Here is a 19,406-nt window from a genome sequence, read left to right as displayed (position 1 = left end):
CCCCTGGCGCGACCCGCCCCCGCCCGTGGCCAAGGCGCTGGAAGGCTGCCTCGCGGCGGTGCAGCGCGACCTTTCCCGGCTGGAGAACGCGGACCTGCTGCACTACGACTCTGGCATCGTCGGCACCGGCCGCTGGTCCGTCCACCCCGTGTACTTCTCGGGCGAGCGCCTGGACCGCCTCCTCTGGCCGAAGCTCGCCATGGAGGAGACCGCGCAGGCCGTGCACTCCCTGGAGGGCGAGTGCACGGCGTTCCCGCTGGCGGACGTGCTCTTCTCCTCACACGCGCCGGGCACCACGCTGACGCCGCATTGCAGTTGGGACGGCTTCCGGATGCGGCTGCACCTGGGGCTCAAGATTCCAGAGGGCTGCGGCATCCGCGTGGGCACCGAGTCACGGCACTGGGAACAGGGCCGCGTGCTCGCCTTCCACGACTCGTTCGAACACGAGACGTGGAACCGGGGCCAGGAGCGCCGCGTGGTGCTCATCGTGGACTGCTGGCACCCGGACCTCACCCTGCCCGAGCGCGAGGCCCTGCTGGGACTCACGCGCAAGTTCGAGGTCCGCGCGCTGCTTGCCCAACTGCGCATCCCCGAAGCCATGGCGGAGCCCTTGATGCTCCGCTTCGCGCAGGAAGAGCGGACGGACGCCCAGGTGCGCCGCTACTGGCGCACCTGAAGCGCCGCCCACCCGGCCGTCACATGTCCTTGACGAGGTCGAACAGGCTGCCGGCCGTGTCGTAGCTGAAGTACGGGCCCTGCCACTTGTAGACGTGGCTCGGATCCGGGTTCCAGAACTGCCAACTGTTCACCGAGTACAGGTACGCCCAGAACTGCTGGCCATAGCTCTCCAGCCAGGGACCGCCGCTGGCGCCGCCCGTCATGGAACAACTGATGGTGGGAAAGCCGCCCTCATTCCACGTGGCGCCCGAGCAGTAGTACAACTGCGACCCGTTGTAGGGAGCGTAGGCGGGATAGCCGAACTGGTAGATGGTCTGGCCGTAGCCGATGCCCCACTTGATGCCCTGGCCGCCCACCGCGTCCACGATGCGCACGCCGTTGAGCGGGTTCATCACCGCCGCCGCCACGTCATAGGCGCGGTCCGCGCTGTTGATCCATCCGTTCTTCGCCCACAACTGGTACGCCGTCCACGTGCCGTACGGAGACCCCGCGTGGTACGCGGGCACGAACACCCAGTTGGTGTGCCAGCCGCGCCCCGCACCGCCACCGTGGACGCAGTGGCCCGCGGTGAAGACCACCCGCTTGCCATTGCTGTTCACCGTGCTGGCCGAACAGGAATAGTTCCCGCCCTGGTCGCCCGTGTAGAACACCCGGCCGCTCATCGAATGGATGTCGGCCGCCATCATGGGCACGCCCCCACGCGGCTCCGCGCCATCCACGCGCCCCACCTGCTTGTCCTCCGGCACCCGCCGCAGGCTGATGGGCGCCTTGCCGGACGTCATCGGCACATCCGCGGGCACCGCCGCCGCCATGCGCTCCGGCGTCCAGTACGCCACCACCCTCGCGATGTCCGCCTGGGCCGCGAACGTCAGCGACCCACCGTTGTCCGTGGGATCCGCCGAGCCGCTCGCTCCGGGCGACTCCGCCTGGGCCGTCACGCCTCCCATCAGCACGGCGAACACGGCGGAGGCGAGGAGACCCCGGCACTTCAACAGACGCTGCATCATGGTGTCAGCCTTTCGGATGTGACTCCGGGTGAAGGCAGGCACCCTAGAAACACCGTCTGACATCACTCCTGGTTTCCGCTTGGGATTGAAATTTCCGGGCGGTACTCCTGGATCCAGACCTTCTCCGGCCCCCAGGTGAAGAGCATCCAGCGGTAACTGTGTCCGATGAAACCCTCCGCCTGGATGGGACGCGTCACCGTGATGATGCGCGTCCCGGGCTGGCACGTGCGCAGATGCGCCACCAGCCGGGCCTTCGTCTCCGGAGTGAAGGCCACCCAGTTGGTGAAGATGTGGGTGGCGTCCGTCAGCGGTTCGCGGGTCATGTCCCCCACCGTGAGGGTGATGCCCGCGGGCTCGAGCCAGGGCGCGACGCGCTTCACGTGGTCCGCGATGAGCTCCACGCCATGCGATTGGGCCCTCAGCCACCGCGCGGCGATGAGCACCCGCCCACGCCCCGCGCCCAGGTCCACCACGCGGCTGCGGGAGCCCACGCCCGCGCGCCGCAGGAAGAGCAGCGCCGTCAAGAGCGGCGTCTCCCCGTAGATGAGCTCGCGGAAGGACTGGCCGGTGGACTGGAGCGCCCGGACCATCTCGAAGGTGCGCCGCGCGCTGTAGGGGGTGAGCAGCAGGCGCTGCCACCAGAGCCCCAGGTACGGCCGCAGCAGGCTGGGACGCCATAAGAGGAGCAACAGGTCGGTGGAGCGCACGATGATGGCGATGACCAGCCCCTGGAGCTGGATCGCGATCCACTGGAAGAACGGCAGCTCGAAGTCCTCCAGCGAGTCGTCGCGTCGAGGGCCGGGCGCTGGGGGCGTGGGGTCCGTCATCCTCGTCGCTACTTGTCCAGTCCGCTCACGCGAACATTGGAAGGAAGGGCGAAGCGGGCGACCTCGACGTCCTTCTCCTTTGCGATGGGGATGCCCTCGTCCTTGTAGCGCTGGAGGACGACCACCGCCTGGCCCTTGCGCACCATCTTCACGTCCGAACCCCCACCGCCGTACCAGACACTGAATGCCTGCGGCGTGCCCTGGGGCACATCGCTGTCGGCGAACCGGTCCTTGAGGGGGCGGAGCTCCTCGCTCCCGTCCGCGTGCTTCAGCACGGCGGTCGCATTGAAGGTCGGGGCCGTCCCATCTTCCGCGTGGGGGTTCGCCGTGAAGCGGAAGAAGGCCTGCCAGACCTCCGCGCACTTCTTCTGTCGGGCGGCGTCCCCGTTGGCATACGCCCCCGACTGCCGCACGGAGGAGGTGACGCCCAGGGCCTGGAGCTTGCGGCCGTAGTCCTCCGCCTCCGCCTTCGACGCGAAGCTGTTGGCGACGAAAATCTGGAGACAGGGATTGAGGCCCGCGAAGTCCGTGGAGGACAGGCGGGCGAAGTCCGTCTTCAGGTCGGCCTGCTTGGAAATCTTCGCCTGGAGTTCATCCTGGGGACCCAGCTTCGGCTCCGCGGCGAGGATGACGAGGTAGCGCTTCGCGAAGCGCTTCTCTGTCGAAGAAGGCGGCGGCCCGGCCCACGCGGTCGCCGTGAAGACGCTCCCCGCCACCAGCACCGCCGCACAGGTGCGCCTCCAACCCGTGGATGACCTCGACGCCTTCATGAACACCCCGCTTCGCCCCCTGGGCGAGGCACGCACTCGATGGGACCGCACCACCCGAATTCACCCGAGCCGGCCTGAGCCCGCAAGCCTCTCGTCAGAAAGCAGACGGGCGAGCGAGCCGGAAGGCCCCCACGAGCCGCTTCCGCGTCGGAGCAGGACGCGGCGGCCTTCCACGGGGACGCAGCCGGGAACGCCGCACGGGGCGCCTTTCGCCAATGCCCTGGAATTCATCGGGAATCGGTGTTCCCAGGGTGATGGTGCGCGGCATGCAGAAGGGTCCGGACACCGTGGAACACTCCAAGCCTCCAGGGAGCAACGGCCCTCCACGGACCGAGGAATGCCCATGTGCACTGACTTCCTGATCACCGGCACCGACTCGCGCATCTCCACGAACTACGCGGTCAACGGCCGCAGCATGGAGTTCGGCGTCGACCTCAAATCCCAGCTCATGGTCCACGCCAAGGGCGAGTCCTTCCAGTCGAAGGGCCCGGGCCTCAAGCCCGGCCTGAAGTGGACGTCGACGTATGGGTATGTCGGCCTCACCGCCCTCACCGACGCCATCACCGTGGATGGCATGAACACGGCGGGCCTCTGCGTGGGCGCCCTGTGGCTGCCGGGCTCCACGTACCCGTCCGTCACCCAGCCGGCGCAGGCCCTGGCGCTGGTGGACTTCGTGAACTGGGCGCTCGGCACCTGCGCGACCGTCGCGGACGTGAAGGCGGCTCTGAGCAGCGGGAACGTGCAGGTGTGGGAAGGCGACCTGCTCGCGAAGTTGCTGCCCCTGCACTTCCCCATCCACGACGCGGGCGGCAACAGCATCGTCGTGGAGTGCACCCACGGGACGCTCAACGTCTACGACAACCCCGTCGGCGTCTGTACCAACAACCCTCCGTTCCCCCAGCAGTTGGAGAACCTGGGCAACTACGCGAACCTGTCCCCCTGGGACGCGAAGCCCACGGAGCTGGGCCTCCAGTCGTTCTCCCCCTCTGGCCACGGCAGCGGCATGCGCGGCCTGCCGGGTGACTCGACGCCTCCCGCGCGGTTCGTGCGCGCGACCTACCTCAAGCAGTACGCCCAGCCGCTGTCGTCCTCCGGGGATGCCACCACGCTGGCCTTCCACATCCTCAACACCGTGGACATCCCGCTGGGCACCAGCCGCTCCGTGGACAAGCAGGGCAAGGACGCCGTCGACTACACGCAGTGGGCCACCGTGAAGGACCTCACGGGCCTGACCTACTCCGTGCGCTTCTACGGCAACCCGTGCGTGTACTCCGTCAACCTCAACACGCTGGACTTCAGCACGTCCGCCGGCAAGCCGTTCCCCGTCCCGACGACGCCCACCAGCATCGACCTCACCGCCAGCATGTCGAGCTGATCCGCGCACCACCAGGACACCCGAAGGCCCACCGCCACGAGCAAGGCGGCGGGCCCCCGGCTTCACCCCAGGACCTTCTTCGCCAGCCGGGCCAGGGCCTTGTCCCCGGACACGGCGGGAAGCTCCAGGAGGCGCGCGGCCACCTGCTTTCCGACCGCCGCGTTCTGGGCCGCCAGCTTCAGGTACACGGCCGCCCGGTCCACGAGGTCTGGATGTCCGAGCGACGCCTCCACGCGCGCGAGCAGCTCCTTCGCCAGGGGAGCCGTGGGGAAGGTCTCGAAGAGGCCGCGCAGGGCCTGCCGCTCCAGCACCTCCGGACGCGACTCCGCCAGGTTCAGCGCGGGCTGAAGGAGCGCCAGTCCCAACGTGCGCATGGACTCCGCGACGACGCCGGGCTTCCACCCGTCCGCGAACGCCGCGAGCAGGGCCTCCGCGCCCCGCACATCCCCCAGCATGCCCAGCGCGTACACGGCCGTCTTCGCGTCGTCGTCATTCGCGCTGCGGGCCTGCACCATGTTGACGAACCGGTCGATGACCTCCGAGTCCCCCATCCGCGCCAGCGCCTGCGCCGCGTCCCGCCGCACCTCGCGCGAGGGGTCTCCGTACAACACCTGGCGCAGCACGGGCATCGCCACGGCGCCATGGTCCGCCAGCGTGTTCACCGCCGCCGCGCGCGCCTCCTTCGTCGACTCGGACAGCGCCGCCTGCGCGAACGGCTGCACCTTCTCGCGGCGGATGCGCATCAACTCCGCCACCGCCGCCTCCCCCGACTCCCGGGAGCGCACATCCTCCAGGGTCTCCTTCGCGAAGAGGCGCAGGCCCGCGTCGTGGCCACCGCGGGTCATCGCATCCAGCTCGCGCCTCGCCTGCGGTCCTCCCATCGCGCCCAGGGTGCGCAGGGCCGTGCGACGCACCATGCGGCTGTGGTGTTCGGCCAGCGCGCCCTTCACGGACTCCAGCGCCGCCTCGCCTCGCGTCGCCACCACGCGTGCCACGAAGGCGCTCGCCGCCCCGTCGCTCCACGTCGGGTAGTAGTCCCGCATCAGCGCGTCCACGCCCAGGCTGGCGTAGTAGCGCGCCGCGTGCGCCGCTGCCTCGTAGCGCGTCAGCTCCCCGCGCGCCCGGCGCACCATCGCCTCGCCCGGTGACAGCGCGACTTCCGGGCGCTGCACGTGGATGCTCGGGTGCGTGGGCACGGACTCCAGCGCGGAGACCTCCACCTGCACCGCGCCGGACAGCCGCACCAGCGCGATGCCCAGCACCTGGTAGACCTTGATGAAGTCGTCCAGCCGCTCGCCCGGGTCGGGCCGCTGCGCCAGCGCCTCCAGCAGCGCCCCCGGCTTCTCCAGGCCCAGCTCGCGCAGCCGCGCCACCAGCGGCTCCACCGTCCGCGTCCCCACCGCCGCGAGCCCGCTGGCGAACGCGTCCGCCAGCTCGTCCCGCACCTCCGCCAGCGCGATGGCCGCGCGCGAAGCCCCCGCCGCCCGGGCCGCCTCCGACCACCCGCTGCGAGGCAGGGCGCTGGGCGTCACCGGAGGCCGCACCCGTCCCCGCCGCCGGGACACCACCGGCGCATCCTCCGCCCGGCCCAGCGCGCGCAATCCCAGGCCCTCCGGCGTCTCCACCACCACGGCCAGGGGGAACAGCGTGGGCAGCGCCGCTTCCAGGCCCACGTCGCCCAGCACGGCCAGCAGCTTCGAGCCCTCCAGCGCCGCGGACAGCGGCTCCTCCAGCGAAGCATCCGCGGGCAGGAAGAGCGCCCGGCCCGCGCCATCCACGAACTGCGAGCGGGACCCGCTGGCCAGCAGCGTCTCCACCCGCACCACCACCGGCAGCAGGTCCGGCGCGAACACGTCCTTGCGGTGCTCCTGGAAGGCCGCCATCGCCGCGCTCACGTCCGGCAGCGCCACCTCCAGCAACCGCTCCAGGGGCTTGCGGTCCACTGGCGAACCGCCCGTCCACTCCTCCAGGTCCAGCCGGTGCGGCGCGAAGCCCGGGTACTGCCCGCCCGTCGCGCCCTGGAGCACGTAGCCCGCGTGGCTCTTCTTGGGCACCACCGTCTTGAGCATCGCGGGGAGGATCTGCTTCTCGCTGTAGTGCCCGCCCGACACCAGGTCCACGAAGCGACTCTCGCGGATGAGGAACCGGTCCGGCGTGACGCGCGAGGAGAACGCGTACTCCACCAGCGTCAGCCCCGTCACCGGCGCGCGGTCCTTCTTCGTCCACGTCTTGCCAATCAGCTCCTCGACGTGGCGGGACTCCAGCGCGTCACCGCCCAGGTGCTTCTCCACCTTGCGCGCCGTGAGCAGCATGTCCGCCACCAGGTCCGTGAACGCCGGGGCCTCGAACGTCCCCGTGCGCGCCACCGCCGCGTCCAGCAGGCCCGCCAGTTCCACCGCCCGCGCGGACAACCGCCGCAGGCCGTTGGCCCTGAGCGCCTCGCCCAGCGCGCGCACCTGTTCGGGCCGCTCCGCGCCCAGCGACGCCACGCCCGACAGGCCCAGCTCCCGCACCAGCGTGGACACCTGCGCCACGCCCGCCTTCATCAGCTCGCCGGTCTCCGCCTTGCCCTTCTTCACGCTCTTCTTCGTGCCGGTGCCGCCCGGCGCCACCGGGGCCGACTCCGCCGTCACGAAGGCGTCCGGCGCGCGGGCCCACGCAACCAGCAGCGCCGCCGCGTGCTTGCAGAACGGGCGCGAGCGCGCCGCCATGCACGAGCAGCGTCCCTTCACGTCCGAGCGCGCCTCGCCGAACACCAGCGAGACCTTGTAGGGCGTCGCCCCGGAGCCCGCCGCGTCCGCGAACAGCCGGTTCTCATAGCGCGACAGGTTCGCGAGCAGCTTGCGGTCGAACATCTCCGCGCCCTTGGCCAGTTCCGCCTTGTCGCTGATGATCTCCAGCAGCGCTCCCATTCCAATCACGGGCCGCACGTCAGCCATGACGGTCCTCCTTGTTCGTGGACGCGATGAGCGGCGTCAGGTCCTGGTTGCGCATCACCCGCTCCACCACGTCCACCAGCTTCTTGGGCGTGCACCCGAAGCACGGAATCCCCAGCGCGGTGAGCTGCTCCGCCATCGCATGGTCATACGAGGGCCGGCCGCTGTCCGACAGCGCCAGCAGGCACAACACCCGGGCGCGCGAGTCCACCAACTGCCGCAGCCGCGCCACCAGTTCCTCCGCATTGCCGCCCTCGTACAGGTCGGTGATGAGGATGAAGAGCGTCTTCTCCGGCCGGCGCACGTAGTGCTCCTGCGCGTAGGCCACCGCCCGGTTGATGTCCGTGCCGCCGCCCAGTTGCGCGGAGAAGAGCACCTCCACGGGGTCCGCCAGCACCGGCGTCATGTCCGCGATCTCCGTGTCGAACAGGACCAGGCTGGTGCGCAGCACGTCCAGTGACGCGAAGATGGCCGCCATCACGGAGCTGTACACCACGCTCTCCGCCATGGAGCCGGACTGGTCCACCACCAGCGTCACGTCCCACTCGTGGTGACGGCGCTGGTTGGGCCAGAAGTAGAAGCGCTCCGGAATGAGCCGCTTCTTCTCCGCGTCCCAGCCCTTCAGGTTGGAGCGGATGGTCCGCCGCCAGTCGATGTTGCGCGCGATGGGGATGGGGCTCGTCCTGTCCCTGCGCAGCGCGCCCAGCACCGCCGTGCGCAGGGGGGACTCCAGCTTCTTGCGCAGGTCCTCCACCACCTCGCGGATGATGCCGCGCGCCAGGTCCTTCGCCTGGTCGGGGATGAGCCCGCGCGCGCTGACGAGCGTCGTCACCAGCTCCACGTTCTTGTCCAGGAACGGCAGCGTCTCCGGCTCGAAGAGAAGCTGCGTGAGGCCCTTGCGCTCGATGGCGTCCTTCTGCACCAGCGCGATGACGTCGTCCTTGAAGAAGTCGCGCAGCGAGCCCAGCCACTTGGGCAGGTAGGGCTTGGAGCCGCCCCGGCCCGCGGACCGCTCGCCGTAGACGAAGGAGAGCGTGTCATCCAGCTCCTCCAGGTCCCCGTCCGCCAGGCCCAGCGCGGTCGCGCCGCCGCCCAGCCCGCCCAGCGACGGGCACGACCCCGTCTTCTCCGCCTCCGGGCCCAGCGCCAGCCGCCAGCGCAGGAGCGCGTCGCGGTCCTTCGGTTCCAGGTCCTTGGGGTCCACGCTCATAGCAGGTCGTCCAGGTCATCGAGCGCCTTGCCCAGCTCCGCGCTCATGTCCTTCAACGTCTCCTTGTCCTTCTGTTCCAGCACGGCCTTCACCGCGCGGCCCTTGTCCTTCAACTGCCGCGCGCCCATCACGTTCTCCATCAGGTAGCGCCGCTCCGTGGCCCCCAGCGTGCCCAGCGCACGCCGCAGCACCGGCAACGTCTGCACGAAGCGCTCCGGCTCCACGCCGCAGAGGAAGTCGTCCAGCGCCTTCACCACCTCGCGGCTCTTCACCAGCACCAGCGCGTTCACCTGGAGGAAGCCCTCCAGGTACGCCGCCGCGTCCGCCGGCTCCACCGCCAGCGACAGCCGGCGCCCCACCTCCAGCGCCACGTCGGACTCAGGCAGCTCCCGCGCCAGGTACAGCAGGCCCGTCGCGAGCCCCGACGTCGCCGGGTGCACCGCGTGGCTCTCCATCAGCCCCCGCGCCTCCACGTACCAGCCCGCCTTGTCCGCGCGCGGCTGGGACAGCGCCACCTCGTGCAGCGTGCGCAGCGCCTCCAGCACCCTGGGCACCGCTTCGGCGTCGCACACGCTGGCCTCGCGCACGCGCAACAGCGCCCGGCCGAAGGTCTTCTCACCCAGCGACGCCACCGCCTCGTCCCCCACCTCCGAGTGCGCCCGCGAGGTGCCGTAGGCCATCAGCCCCGACAGCGCCCGCGCCGCCGACGCCAGCGAGGGCAGGTCCGCGTCCGTGGCCGCGTGCGCGTCACAGGCCCGGAGCGCGGACGCCACCGTCTGGGGACAGCCGGTGATGACGGACTCCAGCAACACGTCCGCCGCCTGGGCCGTCGTCTTGGCCAGGTTCAGCCGCTCCTGGAGCACGCGCGTCGTCACGCCCTCCAGCGAATCGCCCAGGACGATCTTCTCCACCAGCGCCACGTCCGTGGACGGCGTCCACTGCGCCTGCCAGGACTCGCGCACCCGCGTCAGCGCCGCGTAGCCTCCCGCCTCCGTCGCCGCCTGTGAACGCGAGCCCGTACCCGACAGCGTCGCGTAGGGAATCCCCGCCACGCGCAGCCGGTGGAGGAACACGGAGGAGCCCACCTCCACGTCGTTGTTGAGGCGCAGCGCGAAGCTCTCCGGGCTGTCCGTGCGCGGAAGCCTCCGCTCGCCCACTTCGCGCCAGAACTCCGCCTGCAACGAGTTCTGTCCGATGCGGCTCGCCACCTGCCCCACCTGATGGCCGATGACGCTCTTCCACAGGAAGCCGTCCACGTGCGTCGCGTCGCCCCGACACAGCGTGGCCACCGTCGCCTCGCGCAGCTCATCCAGGCCGGGCGCGCTCTTCTCGCGCAGGTCCGACAGCATCACCGCAAGCCGGTACGCCTCCAGCACGTCCGACAGCGACGCGGTGAAGCCGCGCATCCGCAGGTGGCTGGCGAAGTCCAGCAGCACCTCCAGCGTGGCCCGCCGGAAGTCGCAGTGGGCATCGTGGGCCTTCTGGTAGAACTGCGGCGCCCGGTTGCCCGCGCCGTAGCCCAACTGCTCCGCGAGCCGGGGGAAGCTGAACGGAATCACCGTCACCGCGCAGGGCACGCCCGCCGGCAGCTTCTCCTCCAGCGCGGGATCCACGTCGTTGGCCAGGAAGGCCGCGATGTGCGCCGCGCCCGCCACCACCACCACCTTCTCCGGAGGCACGCCGCTGGCCAACACCTCCAGCACCTTGCGCGCCATGAAGGCGTCGCGCTGGCGGTGGTAGTCCTGCCGGGGACCCGCGTTGATGACGTCCGCCCAGGCCAGCAGCACCGGCCGGAACTGCTCCGGGCTCCAGTCCGGCGCCTCGAAGGCCGCCTCCCAGAACTCCTCGAACGAGCGGTAGCCCTGGGAGCGCGCGAAGGCGTCCGTCAGGGGCACCGTGTCATCGGGAGCCGCCGGGCCTCCCTCCGTCGCTTCGGCCTCCAGTCCCAGACCGGGCGCGTCGCGGTCCAGCGCAAGGCTGACGCCCACCGGGATGTCGATGAACTCCACCCACGCGTCGTTCGCCCGGGCCCACTTGAGCGCCTGGTACTCCGGCGAATAGGCGGCGAAGGGCCACAGCGAGGATGAAGGCGTGCCGTCCGTGCGGTAGCCCAGGATGGCCACGGGCGGCCGGGTCTGCGCGTCGCACAGCACGTCCACCATGCCCGTGGCGTCGCAGGGCCCCTCCACGAGGACGACCTCGGGCTTCACCCGCTCCAGCCAACGCTGGAGCACGGCGGTGGTGCGCGGCGAGTGGTGACGCACCGGGAAGTGCTGCACCCGGGAGAGCAGGGCGAAGTCCATCAGCCCCTCAGGAGCTTCTTGCTCGCGGTGTACAGTTCCTTCCACGGACCCGGCCGGCCCTTGGCCACCGTCTCCATGTACTCGCGCAGCGCCTTCACGTCGTCTTCCTGCTCCTTCACCACCGCGCCCACCAGCGAGGCCGCCAGCTCCTGCGACGTCACCGTGCCGGAGCCGAACTGCTGCGCGAGGATGGCGCTGTTGAACAGCACGCTGATGGCCTCCGCCGTGGACAGCACCGCCCCCGGCGTTCGCACCTTCGTCTTGCCGTCCTTCGTCACGCCCTTGCGCAGCTCCTGGAAGAGCGTCAGCAGCACCCGCGACAGCTCCTCCGGCGGGGGCACGCCCACCTGGTAGTCCGTGCGCAGCTCCGCCTCGCGCTTGGTGACGATTTGAATCTCCTGCTCCAGGTCCTCCACCACCGGCACCGTGACGAAGTTGAAGCGGCGCTTGAGCGCGGCGCTCATCTCGTTGACGCCCCGGTCGCGCGTGTTCGCCGTGGCGATGAGGTTGAAGCCTCGCTGCGCGCTGGTGATCTCCCCCAGCTCCGGCACCGACACCTGCTTCTCCGACAGGATGGAGATGAGCGAGTCCTGAATCTCCGGCGACGTGCGCGTCACCTCCTCGAAGCGGGCGAACTTGCCCGTGCGCATCGCCCGCAGGATGGGCGACGGCACCAGCGCTTCCGGTGACGGCCCCTGCGCGAGCAGCAGCGCGTAGTTCCACGAGTACTTGATGTGGTCCTCGCTGGTGCCCGCCGTGCCCTGCACGACAAGTCCAGACGTGCCGCTGACGGCCGCGGAGAGGTGTTCCGACAGCCAGCTCTTCGCGGTGCCCGGCTCACCCACCAGCATCAGCGCCCGGTCCGACGCCAGCGTCGCGATGCACACCTGCACGATGCCCCGGTCGCCCACGTACTTGGGCGTGATGGTCACGCCGCCCACGGGCTTGGGACTTCCCAGGATGTACATCTCCACCGCGCGGGGCGACAGCGCCCAACCCGGTGGGCGGGGCTTGTCGTCATGCGCCGCGAGGGCGTCCAACTCGTTCTTGTACTTCGCTTCGGCAGGCAGGCGGATGTCCGGCATGGACTGCACGCTATCCACTCCGTCTGACATCCGGCAAACGTCCTGGCTGCCTTCGTGCGTCGTCGCAAGGCGGGTGGATTTCCTACCGGGCGGCTCGGGCACCCGGCAGGAACCGGCCAACGTCCTGACGACTCAGGCGGCGCCGGGCGCGTGCATCCACTGCACCAACTGGATGATGACGCCATTCGCGTCCGCGACCTGGAAGTAGCGCTCGCCCCAGGGCTCCGTCTCGATGGGCGTCACCACCTTCACGCCCTCCGCCTGGATGCGTGCGTACTCCGCGTCGATGTCGTCGACCACGAAGGCGACGATGAGCCCCTCCGCCCGGCGCGTCTTCAGCGATTCGGGCTTGAGCGACTTCAGGCCGGTGCGCAGGTAGCAGACGTTGAAGCCGACGTCCGGCCGCGCGAGCGACACGAAGCCGTCCGCGGACATCGCCTCCGTGAAGCCGAAGTGTTGCTTCAGGAAGGACGCGGAAGCCTCCACGTCATCGACGTTCAGGGACACGGCGGAAGCAGTGACTCGCATGGTCATCCTCCAGCAGGGTTTGACGGACCGCCGAATCTACGTACGACGTACGCAGTTGCACGTCAAGGTCGCGGCGTTGGAAGAATCCTCCGCATGGCATCGCATCGCAGCAGCGCGGGAGACCCCACACGGACGCTGGAGCTGTTGTGGCGGGAGGCCGCGCCCTTGAAGGGACAACGTGGGCCGAAGCCAGGCCTCACCGTGGACACCGTCGTCGCCACGGCGGTGGAGTTGGCGGACGCGGAAGGGCTGGACGCGGTGACGATGCGGGCGCTGGCGGGGAAGCTCGGCATCGCGCCCATGGGGCTCTACACCTATGTCCCCGGCCGGGCGGAGCTCATCGACCTGATGCTCGACGGCCTCTATGCGGGCATGGCCCGGCGCAAGCCGAAGACGCGGGACTGGAGGGCCCGCCTGGAGGCGGTGGCCCATGACAACCGCGCCCTGTTCACCAAGCACGCGTGGCTCGCGGATGTGTCCACCACGCGCCCGCCGCTGGGCCCGGGGCAGTTGGCCAAATACGAGTACGAACTCCAGGCCCTCGAAGGCGCGGGCCTGGGCGACGTGGAGCAGGATGCCGCGCTGACGTTCGTATTGGGCTTCGTCGAATCCTGTGCCCGGGCCGCGTCGGACATGCGCGCCGCGCGCCTCGAATCCCAGATGAGCGACGCGACGTGGTGGCAGGCGAACGCGCCCCTGCTCGCGCGCATGTCCGACCCCGAGCGCTACCCCACCGCCTCCCGCGTGGGCACCGCCGCGGGCCAGGCCCATGGCGCCGCCTACAACCCCGAACACGCCTTCCGGTTCGGGCTCGAACGCGTGCTGGATGGACTGTCCGCGCTCATGGGACAAGCCCCGCCCCCGAAGCGCTCCCGGACCGTCGCCAGGAAGACGGCCCGGTAGTGGCCAGACAAAGGACCCGGGGCGCCCTGTCCCCCTCAGGATTCTGTCGCCCTGCTTGGGTTTTCCGCGCACGCGGCGTCGCACCGGCAAGGGCGCCTCCTCGTGACGGAGTGCTGGCATCGCTGTTGCTGTAGCGCCCGGCACCTCTTTCCAGGAAGGCCGCCCATGAACGCTCTTCGCCTGCGCCACCTCTTCTCACGGGCCTTGCGCACCTCGCTCGCCACCCCGCTGGTGCTCGCGGGCTGCGGCTCCTCCGCGGACCTGGAGGGCTACTCGCAAATCGCCTGCGACAACGGTGTCCCCGCGCTCAGCGACCTGAAGATTTCGCCCCCACCGGACTTCGTCGAGCTTCGCTCCACCAACAGCCCCTCGGACCCCACGAACGCCCATACCCGCACCAGCTCTGGCCAGCCCTGCGCGACGGCCACCGACGTCCCTGCCTGCCAGACCGCCCTGGCGAACGCGACAACCACAGAGGGCTTCGCCGATACCTGCCAGGGCTTCTGCCCCCATGTCATTACCCACACCTTCCTGGTCACCACACGCGGCGATGAGGTGAAGACACACCCGACGCCGGAGGCCCTCAAGTCCCTGCTGGGCACTGTCGACACCGAACAGGAGGCCGCGCTCCTCGCCTATGCCTCGGGCCACCCCCTGAACTGCTCGACGCTCGAACAGGGCGCGGTGAAGAAGAACGCGAACGGCACCTTCAGCGTCATTTCCTACGAGGGCGACACCTGCGTGAAGGATTCGCAGTTGGATCAGCTCGTGCTGGAGGTGTCCGCATCCGGGGAGCTGCGCGAGGTCGAGCGCCATGTCCTGGAGAAGGGCAGCGACCATTGCAACATCGGCCGGCGCCCCGTGGGCCTCCAGGGCGCCCCCCCTTGCGAGAGCATGGACGCGCTGGGGCACTACTTCGCGGAAGCCGCGCATCTGGAGGCGGCTTCCGTCCACGCCTTCCTGCGCCTGCGTGAGGAGCTGGCCCTGCACGGCGCCGACGCGAACCTCCAGGACGCGGCCCGCCGCAGCGCCGTGGATGAAGTGATGCACACCGACGTGACGGGCCGCATCGCGCGTCGCTTCGGCGCCACGCCCCAGCACCCCGTCGTCACCGCCCTGCCCCTGCGTCCGTTCCTCGATGTGGCGCTGGACAACGCCGTGGAAGGTTGCGTGCGAGAGACGTACGGCGCGCTGGTGGCCCACCACCAGGCCCTGCACGCGCAGGACACCGAGGTGCGCGAAGCCATGGTGCGCATCGCCGAGGATGAGACGCGGCACGCGGGCCTGTCCTGGGACATCGACCAGTGGGCCCGGCCGCGCCTCTCCGACTCGGAGCGGAACACGCTGCGCGCAGCCCAGCGGCAGGCGGTGGCGACGTTGCGCGCGGAAGTCGCGGTAGCGCTGGACCCGGGCCTCGTCACCGCCGCGGGCCTGCCCACGCCCGAGGTCGCCCTCGGCCTGCTCGACACGTTGGAGCAGGAACTCTGGGCCTGACGGGCACATCGCGCTGCCCCATGACCCAAGGGGAAGGCCTCGGGTGTTGAAGGACGGGCCTTCCCATCGCTGTCGTCCCCAAGACCTCCTTGACCGTGAGTCCGTCCATGAATGCCAACCGACTGCGCCACCTCTTCTCGCGGGCCCTGCGCGCCTCGCTCGCCACCCCACTGGTGCTCGCGGGCTGCGGCTCCTCCGCGAACCTCACTGGCTACTCGCCCGTGGAATGCGACAACAATTCTCCCGCCATCAGCGACCTGTCACTGTCCTTCGCGCCGGACTTCGTCCAGGTCCGCTCCATCTATAGGGACTCGCCAGCGAGTGAGTCCCAACCCGTCTCCTCTTCCGGTCAGGCCTGCGCGACCGCCACCGACGCCACCGCCTGTCAGAGCACCCTGGCGGAGCTGCGGGTCGAGCAGGGCCTTCGCTCGTACTGCGTGGACTTCTGCCCGGACTACTTCCTGGTCACGACGCTCGGCGACGAGGTGAAAACGTATCCAACGCTGGAGTCCCTCAAGGCGCTGCTGGGCCCCATCGACACCGAACAGGAGGCCGCCCTCCTGACCTTCGCCTCTGGCTATGCACTGAGGTGCTCCGACATCGTTCAGGGTGCCGTGAAGTCGAACGCGGACGGGAGTTTCAATGTCATCGGTACCCAGGGATACGCCTGCGGGGAGGGCTCATCCCTGAAGCAACTCGTGCTGAGGGTGTCCGCCTCCGGCGACATCTCAGAGGAGCAGCAACACACCCTGGAGAAGGGCAGCGGCAACTGCTCCATCGGCCGGCGTCCCGCGGGCCTCCAGGACGCGGACGCCTGTGAAAGCACGGACGCGCTGGGGCACTACTTCGCGGAGGCCGCGCACCTGGAGGCGGCTTCCGTCCACGCCTTCCTGCGCCTGCGCGAGGAGCTGGCCCTGCACGGCGCCGACGCGAACCTCCAGGACGCGGCCCGCCGCAGCGCCGTGGAGGAAGTGATGCACACCGACGTGACGGGCCGTATCGCCCGCCGCTTCGGCGCCACGCCCCAGCGTCCCGTCGTCGCTTCCCTGCCCCTGCGCCCGCTCCTCGATGTGGCCCTGGACAACGCCGTGGAGGGTTGCGTGCGGGAGACGTACGGCGCGCTGGTGGCCCACCATCAGGCCCTGCACGCGCAGGACTCCGAGGTGCGCGAAGCCATGGTGCGCATCGCGGAGGATGAGACGCGGCACGCGGGCCTCTCCTGGGACATCGACCAGTGGGCCCGGCCGCGCCTCTCCGACTCGGAGCGGAACACGCTGCGCGAGGCCCAGCGGCAGGCGGTGGCATTGCTGCGCGCGGAGGTCGCCGTGCCGCTCGACGCGGGACTCGTCACCGCCGCGGGCCTGCCCACGCCCGAGGTCGCCCTCGGCCTGCTCGACACGCTGGAGCAGGAACTCTGGGCCTGACGGGCCCCGGTCAGCGAAGGGGAACGGGTGGACCGTTCCGTAGGCGCGCGCTTGCTTCCGGGAAGAGAAGCCCGGAAGCATGTGCGGCGCACCCACGCCCCCCAGGCCCCATGACCGCGAAGACGCAGAAGCCCTTGAAGCCTCCGACGTCACGCAAGGCCACCCCGCGAAGGAAGCCTCCGGCGAAATCCCTCTCGATTCGCGGTGACGAACAAAGCCTGTCGGCGGCGGCGGACAGCGGGGACTGCGAGAAGCTGCGAGCCCTGCTGGCGCGCGGCGTGGACGCGGACGCGAGGGACCCCGTCACCGGGTACTCCGCGCTGCACTACGCTGCGATGAACGGACGGCTCGAAGCCGCGAAGCTGCTGCTCGCCTCGGGCGCGGACGTGGGCGCGAGGCTCCGCAACGCGAGGTCGACCCCGCTCGACATGGCCGCGGCGAATGGCCGCGTCGCGGTGGTCAAGGTGCTCCTGGCCGCGGGCGCGCCCCTGGGCCAGCCCCACGGTCGGTTCGGTTGGACGGCGCTCCACTCCGCCGTGGCCCATGGACACGCGAAGGTCGTCGAGAAGCTGCTCGGCGCGGGCATGGATGCGGACACGCCCGCCGAGCACGGCATGACCCCGCTCGGCACCGCCCTGCTGCACGAGGAAGCCTGGAAGGGTGTCGTCCCGGTGCTCCTGGCAGCGGGCGCCCGCCTCACGCGCATCTCCCGGACGCTGCTGCGCGAAATCGCCAACGATGAGAAGTACACCCTGCTGCGTCCCATCCTCCAGCCCCACGGACTGCCCGCCCCGAAGAAGCCAAGGCCGCCACCGGTCCTCCCTCCGCTGCACGAAGCCGCCGCGTCCGGGAACGCCGCACGCGTGAAGCGGTTGCTCAAGGGCGGAGCCAGGGTGAAGACCAAGCTCCGCCGTTCCGGGACGACCGCGCTCCATCTGGCGGCCCGGAACAACCACGTGAAGGTGATGGACCTGCTCATCGCCGCGGGCGCCCCACTGGATGGGTTCCACAAGCCCTACGAATGGGCGCCCTTGCACGAAGCGGTGTTCCACGGGCACCGGGAGGCGACGCAGCGGCTGCTCCTCACCGGGATGGACGTGAACCTCCAGCACCCCGAAAGCGTCATGCCCCTCTTCCTCGCCCTCGACGAGCCCGGGGTGCGCGTGCTGCCGCTCCTGCTCGAAGCCGGCGCCAACGCGGAGCGCATCTTTCCCGCCGTCCAGTACGACCCCAAATACGCGAAGCTGCGCCCGCTCTTCCTCAAGTACCTGAAACCCGCGCGCAAGCGATGACGCAAGCCGACGCCGCACGTCGGACGCACACTCGTACGCCACCGGACTTTCCTGGTTTCCACCTTGTGAGCCCCCACGCGCGTTTGAGAGAATCGCGGGTGTGAACGCCCGCGCTCGCGTCTTCTCCGCCGTCCTGTTGGCCTCGTTCGTCTGGGCCTGTGCCTCCTCGCCCTCGTCCCCGTCCCCGGACGCCCCACCGACGCCGGAAGCGGGTTCTCCCGCCCGCCTGTGGCAGCGCGGCGCGGCGACGGGCGACCTGGCGCGCTTCACCCGCGATGGCACCCGCGTCGCACCGGACGGCGCGCTGGAGTTGGACACCACCGCGAAGCAAGGCAGCGACCCGTTCCCCGCGGGCGGCTGGCTGGACGGCGGCAGCTTCTACAACGGCGGCACCTTCCGCTTCGGCACCGCCACCTCCGAAGTCCAGGCCGTCCCCGGCGGCTTCGACAGCATGGTGCCGTCCTTCGACGCGCAGACACCTCCGGGCACGTGGGTGAAGCTCACCGTCGCCGCGCGCATCGAGGGCACCTGGACGAAGGACTACGAACTGGGCGTCTGGGCCTTCGACGCGGACACCGTCGCGCGCCACAGCGTGGACGGACAGGGGGACGCGGACGGCAACGTGCTCACCGACACGCTCAACCTCAAGCGCCGCGCGGACGCCCTGCGCGTCACCGTGTTCCTCTTCTCCGAACGTCCGGATGCAAGCCCGCGCCTGCGCTCACTGGCCGCCGCCGTCACCGACACGCGCCGCAAGCCCGAGGACGCCACCGCGGACCGCACCGCGTGGGGCACCGTGCTGGAGGTGCCCGGCTACTCGCAGATGATCTACCCCGATGGCGGCGAGGTCTGGTGCTCCCCCACGTCCACCACCATGCTGCTCGGCTACTGGAGCCGGAAGCTGGGCCGCGCGGACCTGGAGCACCCCGTGCCCACCGCCGCCGCCCACACCTACGACTGGGTCTACAAGGGCACCGGCAACTGGAGCTTCAACACCGCCTACGCCGCCAGCATGTCCCAGGGCGCGCTGCACGGACTCGTCGCCCGCTTCGACTCCTTCGCCCCCGTGGAGCGCCTCATCGCCGCCGGCATCCCCGTGAGCATCAGCATCGCGTATGAGCCCGGAGAGCTCTCCGGAGGCGCCTCCCGCCGCACCGACGGCCACCTCATCGTCGTGAAGGGCTTCACCGCCGACGGCGATGTCGTCGTCAATGATCCTGCTTTCTCCTCCAACGAAACCACCGGCACCACGTACCGGCGCGCCGAACTGTGGCGTGCCTGGCAGCACTCCCGGGGGGCCGCGTACGTGCTCTGGCCCGCTGGCACCGTCCTGCCTCCGCAGGGGATGGAACCGCTGCCCTAGCCGCGCGTCCGAGGGAGGACACGGGGACGACGCATCGCGGCGCGCAGTGTCCACTGGCCGGGGCGTCAGGCCCCCCGTCCCTTGACGTAGGGACGTTCGTGGCAGTCCCGACACAGCCTTTAACCTTCAGTCCGCAGAATTTAGGCTTGATTTCGAGGCGCGGAATGTAAATACCTGCGCGCGAGATTTTGATGTCCCTTCGCCGGGAACC

15 protein-coding genes are annotated in these 19,406 nt (G+C 70.2%); 7 read left to right on the top strand and 8 right to left on the bottom strand.

The features are described from left to right. The coding region (locus tag D7V88_RS11225; protein ID WP_147448688.1) for an aspartyl/asparaginyl beta-hydroxylase domain-containing protein at positions 1-676 on the top strand (676 nt) is incomplete at its 5' end. A 19-nt stretch (positions 677-695) separates the two neighbouring features. On the opposite strand, the gene D7V88_RS11220 is transcribed toward D7V88_RS11225, so the two are convergent. The 3 genes from D7V88_RS11220 to D7V88_RS11210 form a co-directional block, all read right to left on the bottom strand. Then, entirely contained in the window at positions 696-1,685 is a 990-nt protein-coding gene (locus tag D7V88_RS11220) for a trypsin-like serine peptidase (RefSeq protein ID WP_120540619.1), read from the bottom strand. Positions 1,686-1,747: 62 nt separating this feature from the next. Further along, positions 1,748-2,512 carry a class I SAM-dependent methyltransferase gene (locus D7V88_RS11215; RefSeq protein WP_244238095.1) on the bottom strand — a complete coding sequence of 255 codons (765 nt, stop codon included), beginning with the start codon at positions 2,510-2,512 and terminating at the stop codon, positions 1,748-1,750. 8 nt (positions 2,513-2,520) lie between these two features. Next, entirely contained in the window at positions 2,521-3,282 is a 762-nt protein-coding gene (locus D7V88_RS11210; RefSeq protein ID WP_147448687.1) for a hypothetical protein, read from the bottom strand. A 343-nt stretch (positions 3,283-3,625) separates the two neighbouring features. Here D7V88_RS11210 and D7V88_RS11205 point away from each other — a divergent pair, with 343 nt between their 5' ends. Then, positions 3,626-4,657 (top strand): linear amide C-N hydrolase, encoded by a 1,032-nt coding sequence (locus D7V88_RS11205; protein WP_120540617.1) that lies wholly within the window; start codon positions 3,626-3,628, stop codon positions 4,655-4,657. Positions 4,658-4,719: 62 nt separating this feature from the next. Here the strand turns inward: D7V88_RS11205 and D7V88_RS45125 are convergent, their stop codons facing one another. The 5 genes from D7V88_RS45125 to D7V88_RS11180 all read right to left on the bottom strand — a co-directional run bounded on the left by D7V88_RS45125 (position 4,720) and on the right by D7V88_RS11180 (position 12,719). Then, the gene (locus tag D7V88_RS45125) at positions 4,720-7,596 is read right to left on the bottom strand and encodes a HEAT repeat domain-containing protein (protein WP_120540616.1); all 2,877 of its coding nucleotides are present in this window, start codon (positions 7,594-7,596) and stop codon (positions 4,720-4,722) included. Then, on the bottom strand, positions 7,589-8,803 hold the full coding sequence (locus tag D7V88_RS11195) for a VWA domain-containing protein (protein WP_120540615.1): 1,215 nt from the start codon (positions 8,801-8,803) through the stop codon (positions 7,589-7,591). Before D7V88_RS11195 ends, D7V88_RS45125 begins: the two co-directional genes overlap by 8 nt. Next, complete coding sequence (locus D7V88_RS11190) at positions 8,800-11,106, bottom strand: DUF5682 family protein (protein WP_120540614.1); 2,307 nt, start codon at positions 11,104-11,106, stop codon at positions 8,800-8,802. The genes D7V88_RS11195 and D7V88_RS11190 overlap by 4 nt, the downstream gene beginning before the upstream one ends. Beyond that, complete coding sequence (locus D7V88_RS11185; RefSeq protein WP_120540622.1) at positions 11,106-12,191, bottom strand: ATP-binding protein; 1,086 nt, start codon at positions 12,189-12,191, stop codon at positions 11,106-11,108. Before D7V88_RS11185 ends, D7V88_RS11190 begins: the two co-directional genes overlap by 1 nt. Before the next feature lie 132 nt (positions 12,192-12,323). Further along, positions 12,324-12,719 (bottom strand): VOC family protein, encoded by a 396-nt coding sequence (locus D7V88_RS11180; protein WP_120540621.1) that lies wholly within the window; start codon positions 12,717-12,719, stop codon positions 12,324-12,326. A gap of 93 nt (positions 12,720-12,812) precedes the next feature. Between D7V88_RS11180 and D7V88_RS11175 the strand changes: the two genes are divergently transcribed. From D7V88_RS11175 to D7V88_RS11155, 5 genes are all read left to right on the top strand, one after another. After that, positions 12,813-13,622 (top strand): TetR/AcrR family transcriptional regulator C-terminal domain-containing protein, encoded by an 810-nt coding sequence (locus tag D7V88_RS11175; protein WP_120540613.1) that lies wholly within the window; start codon positions 12,813-12,815, stop codon positions 13,620-13,622. Between the two features lie 165 nt (positions 13,623-13,787). Further along, positions 13,788-15,116, top strand: coding sequence for a ferritin-like domain-containing protein (locus tag D7V88_RS11170; RefSeq protein ID WP_120540612.1), 1,329 nt, complete (start codon positions 13,788-13,790; stop codon positions 15,114-15,116). 107 nt (positions 15,117-15,223) lie between these two features. Beyond that, positions 15,224-16,540, top strand: coding sequence for a ferritin-like domain-containing protein (locus tag D7V88_RS11165; RefSeq protein ID WP_120540620.1), 1,317 nt, complete (start codon positions 15,224-15,226; stop codon positions 16,538-16,540). Positions 16,541-16,650: 110 nt separating this feature from the next. Next, positions 16,651-17,832 carry an ankyrin repeat domain-containing protein gene (locus D7V88_RS11160; protein WP_120540611.1) on the top strand — a complete coding sequence of 394 codons (1,182 nt, stop codon included), beginning with the start codon at positions 16,651-16,653 and terminating at the stop codon, positions 17,830-17,832. A gap of 100 nt (positions 17,833-17,932) precedes the next feature. Continuing rightward, entirely contained in the window at positions 17,933-19,195 is a 1,263-nt protein-coding gene (locus D7V88_RS11155; RefSeq protein WP_120540610.1) for a C39 family peptidase, read from the top strand. Positions 19,196-19,406 lie beyond the last annotated feature (211 nt).

This window comes from Corallococcus terminator (genome assembly GCF_003611635.1).
Taxonomy (GTDB): domain Bacteria; phylum Myxococcota; class Myxococcia; order Myxococcales; family Myxococcaceae; genus Corallococcus; species Corallococcus terminator.
Note: the sequence above shows the minus strand (reverse complement) of the source record. Positions and strands in the feature narration are given on the sequence as shown.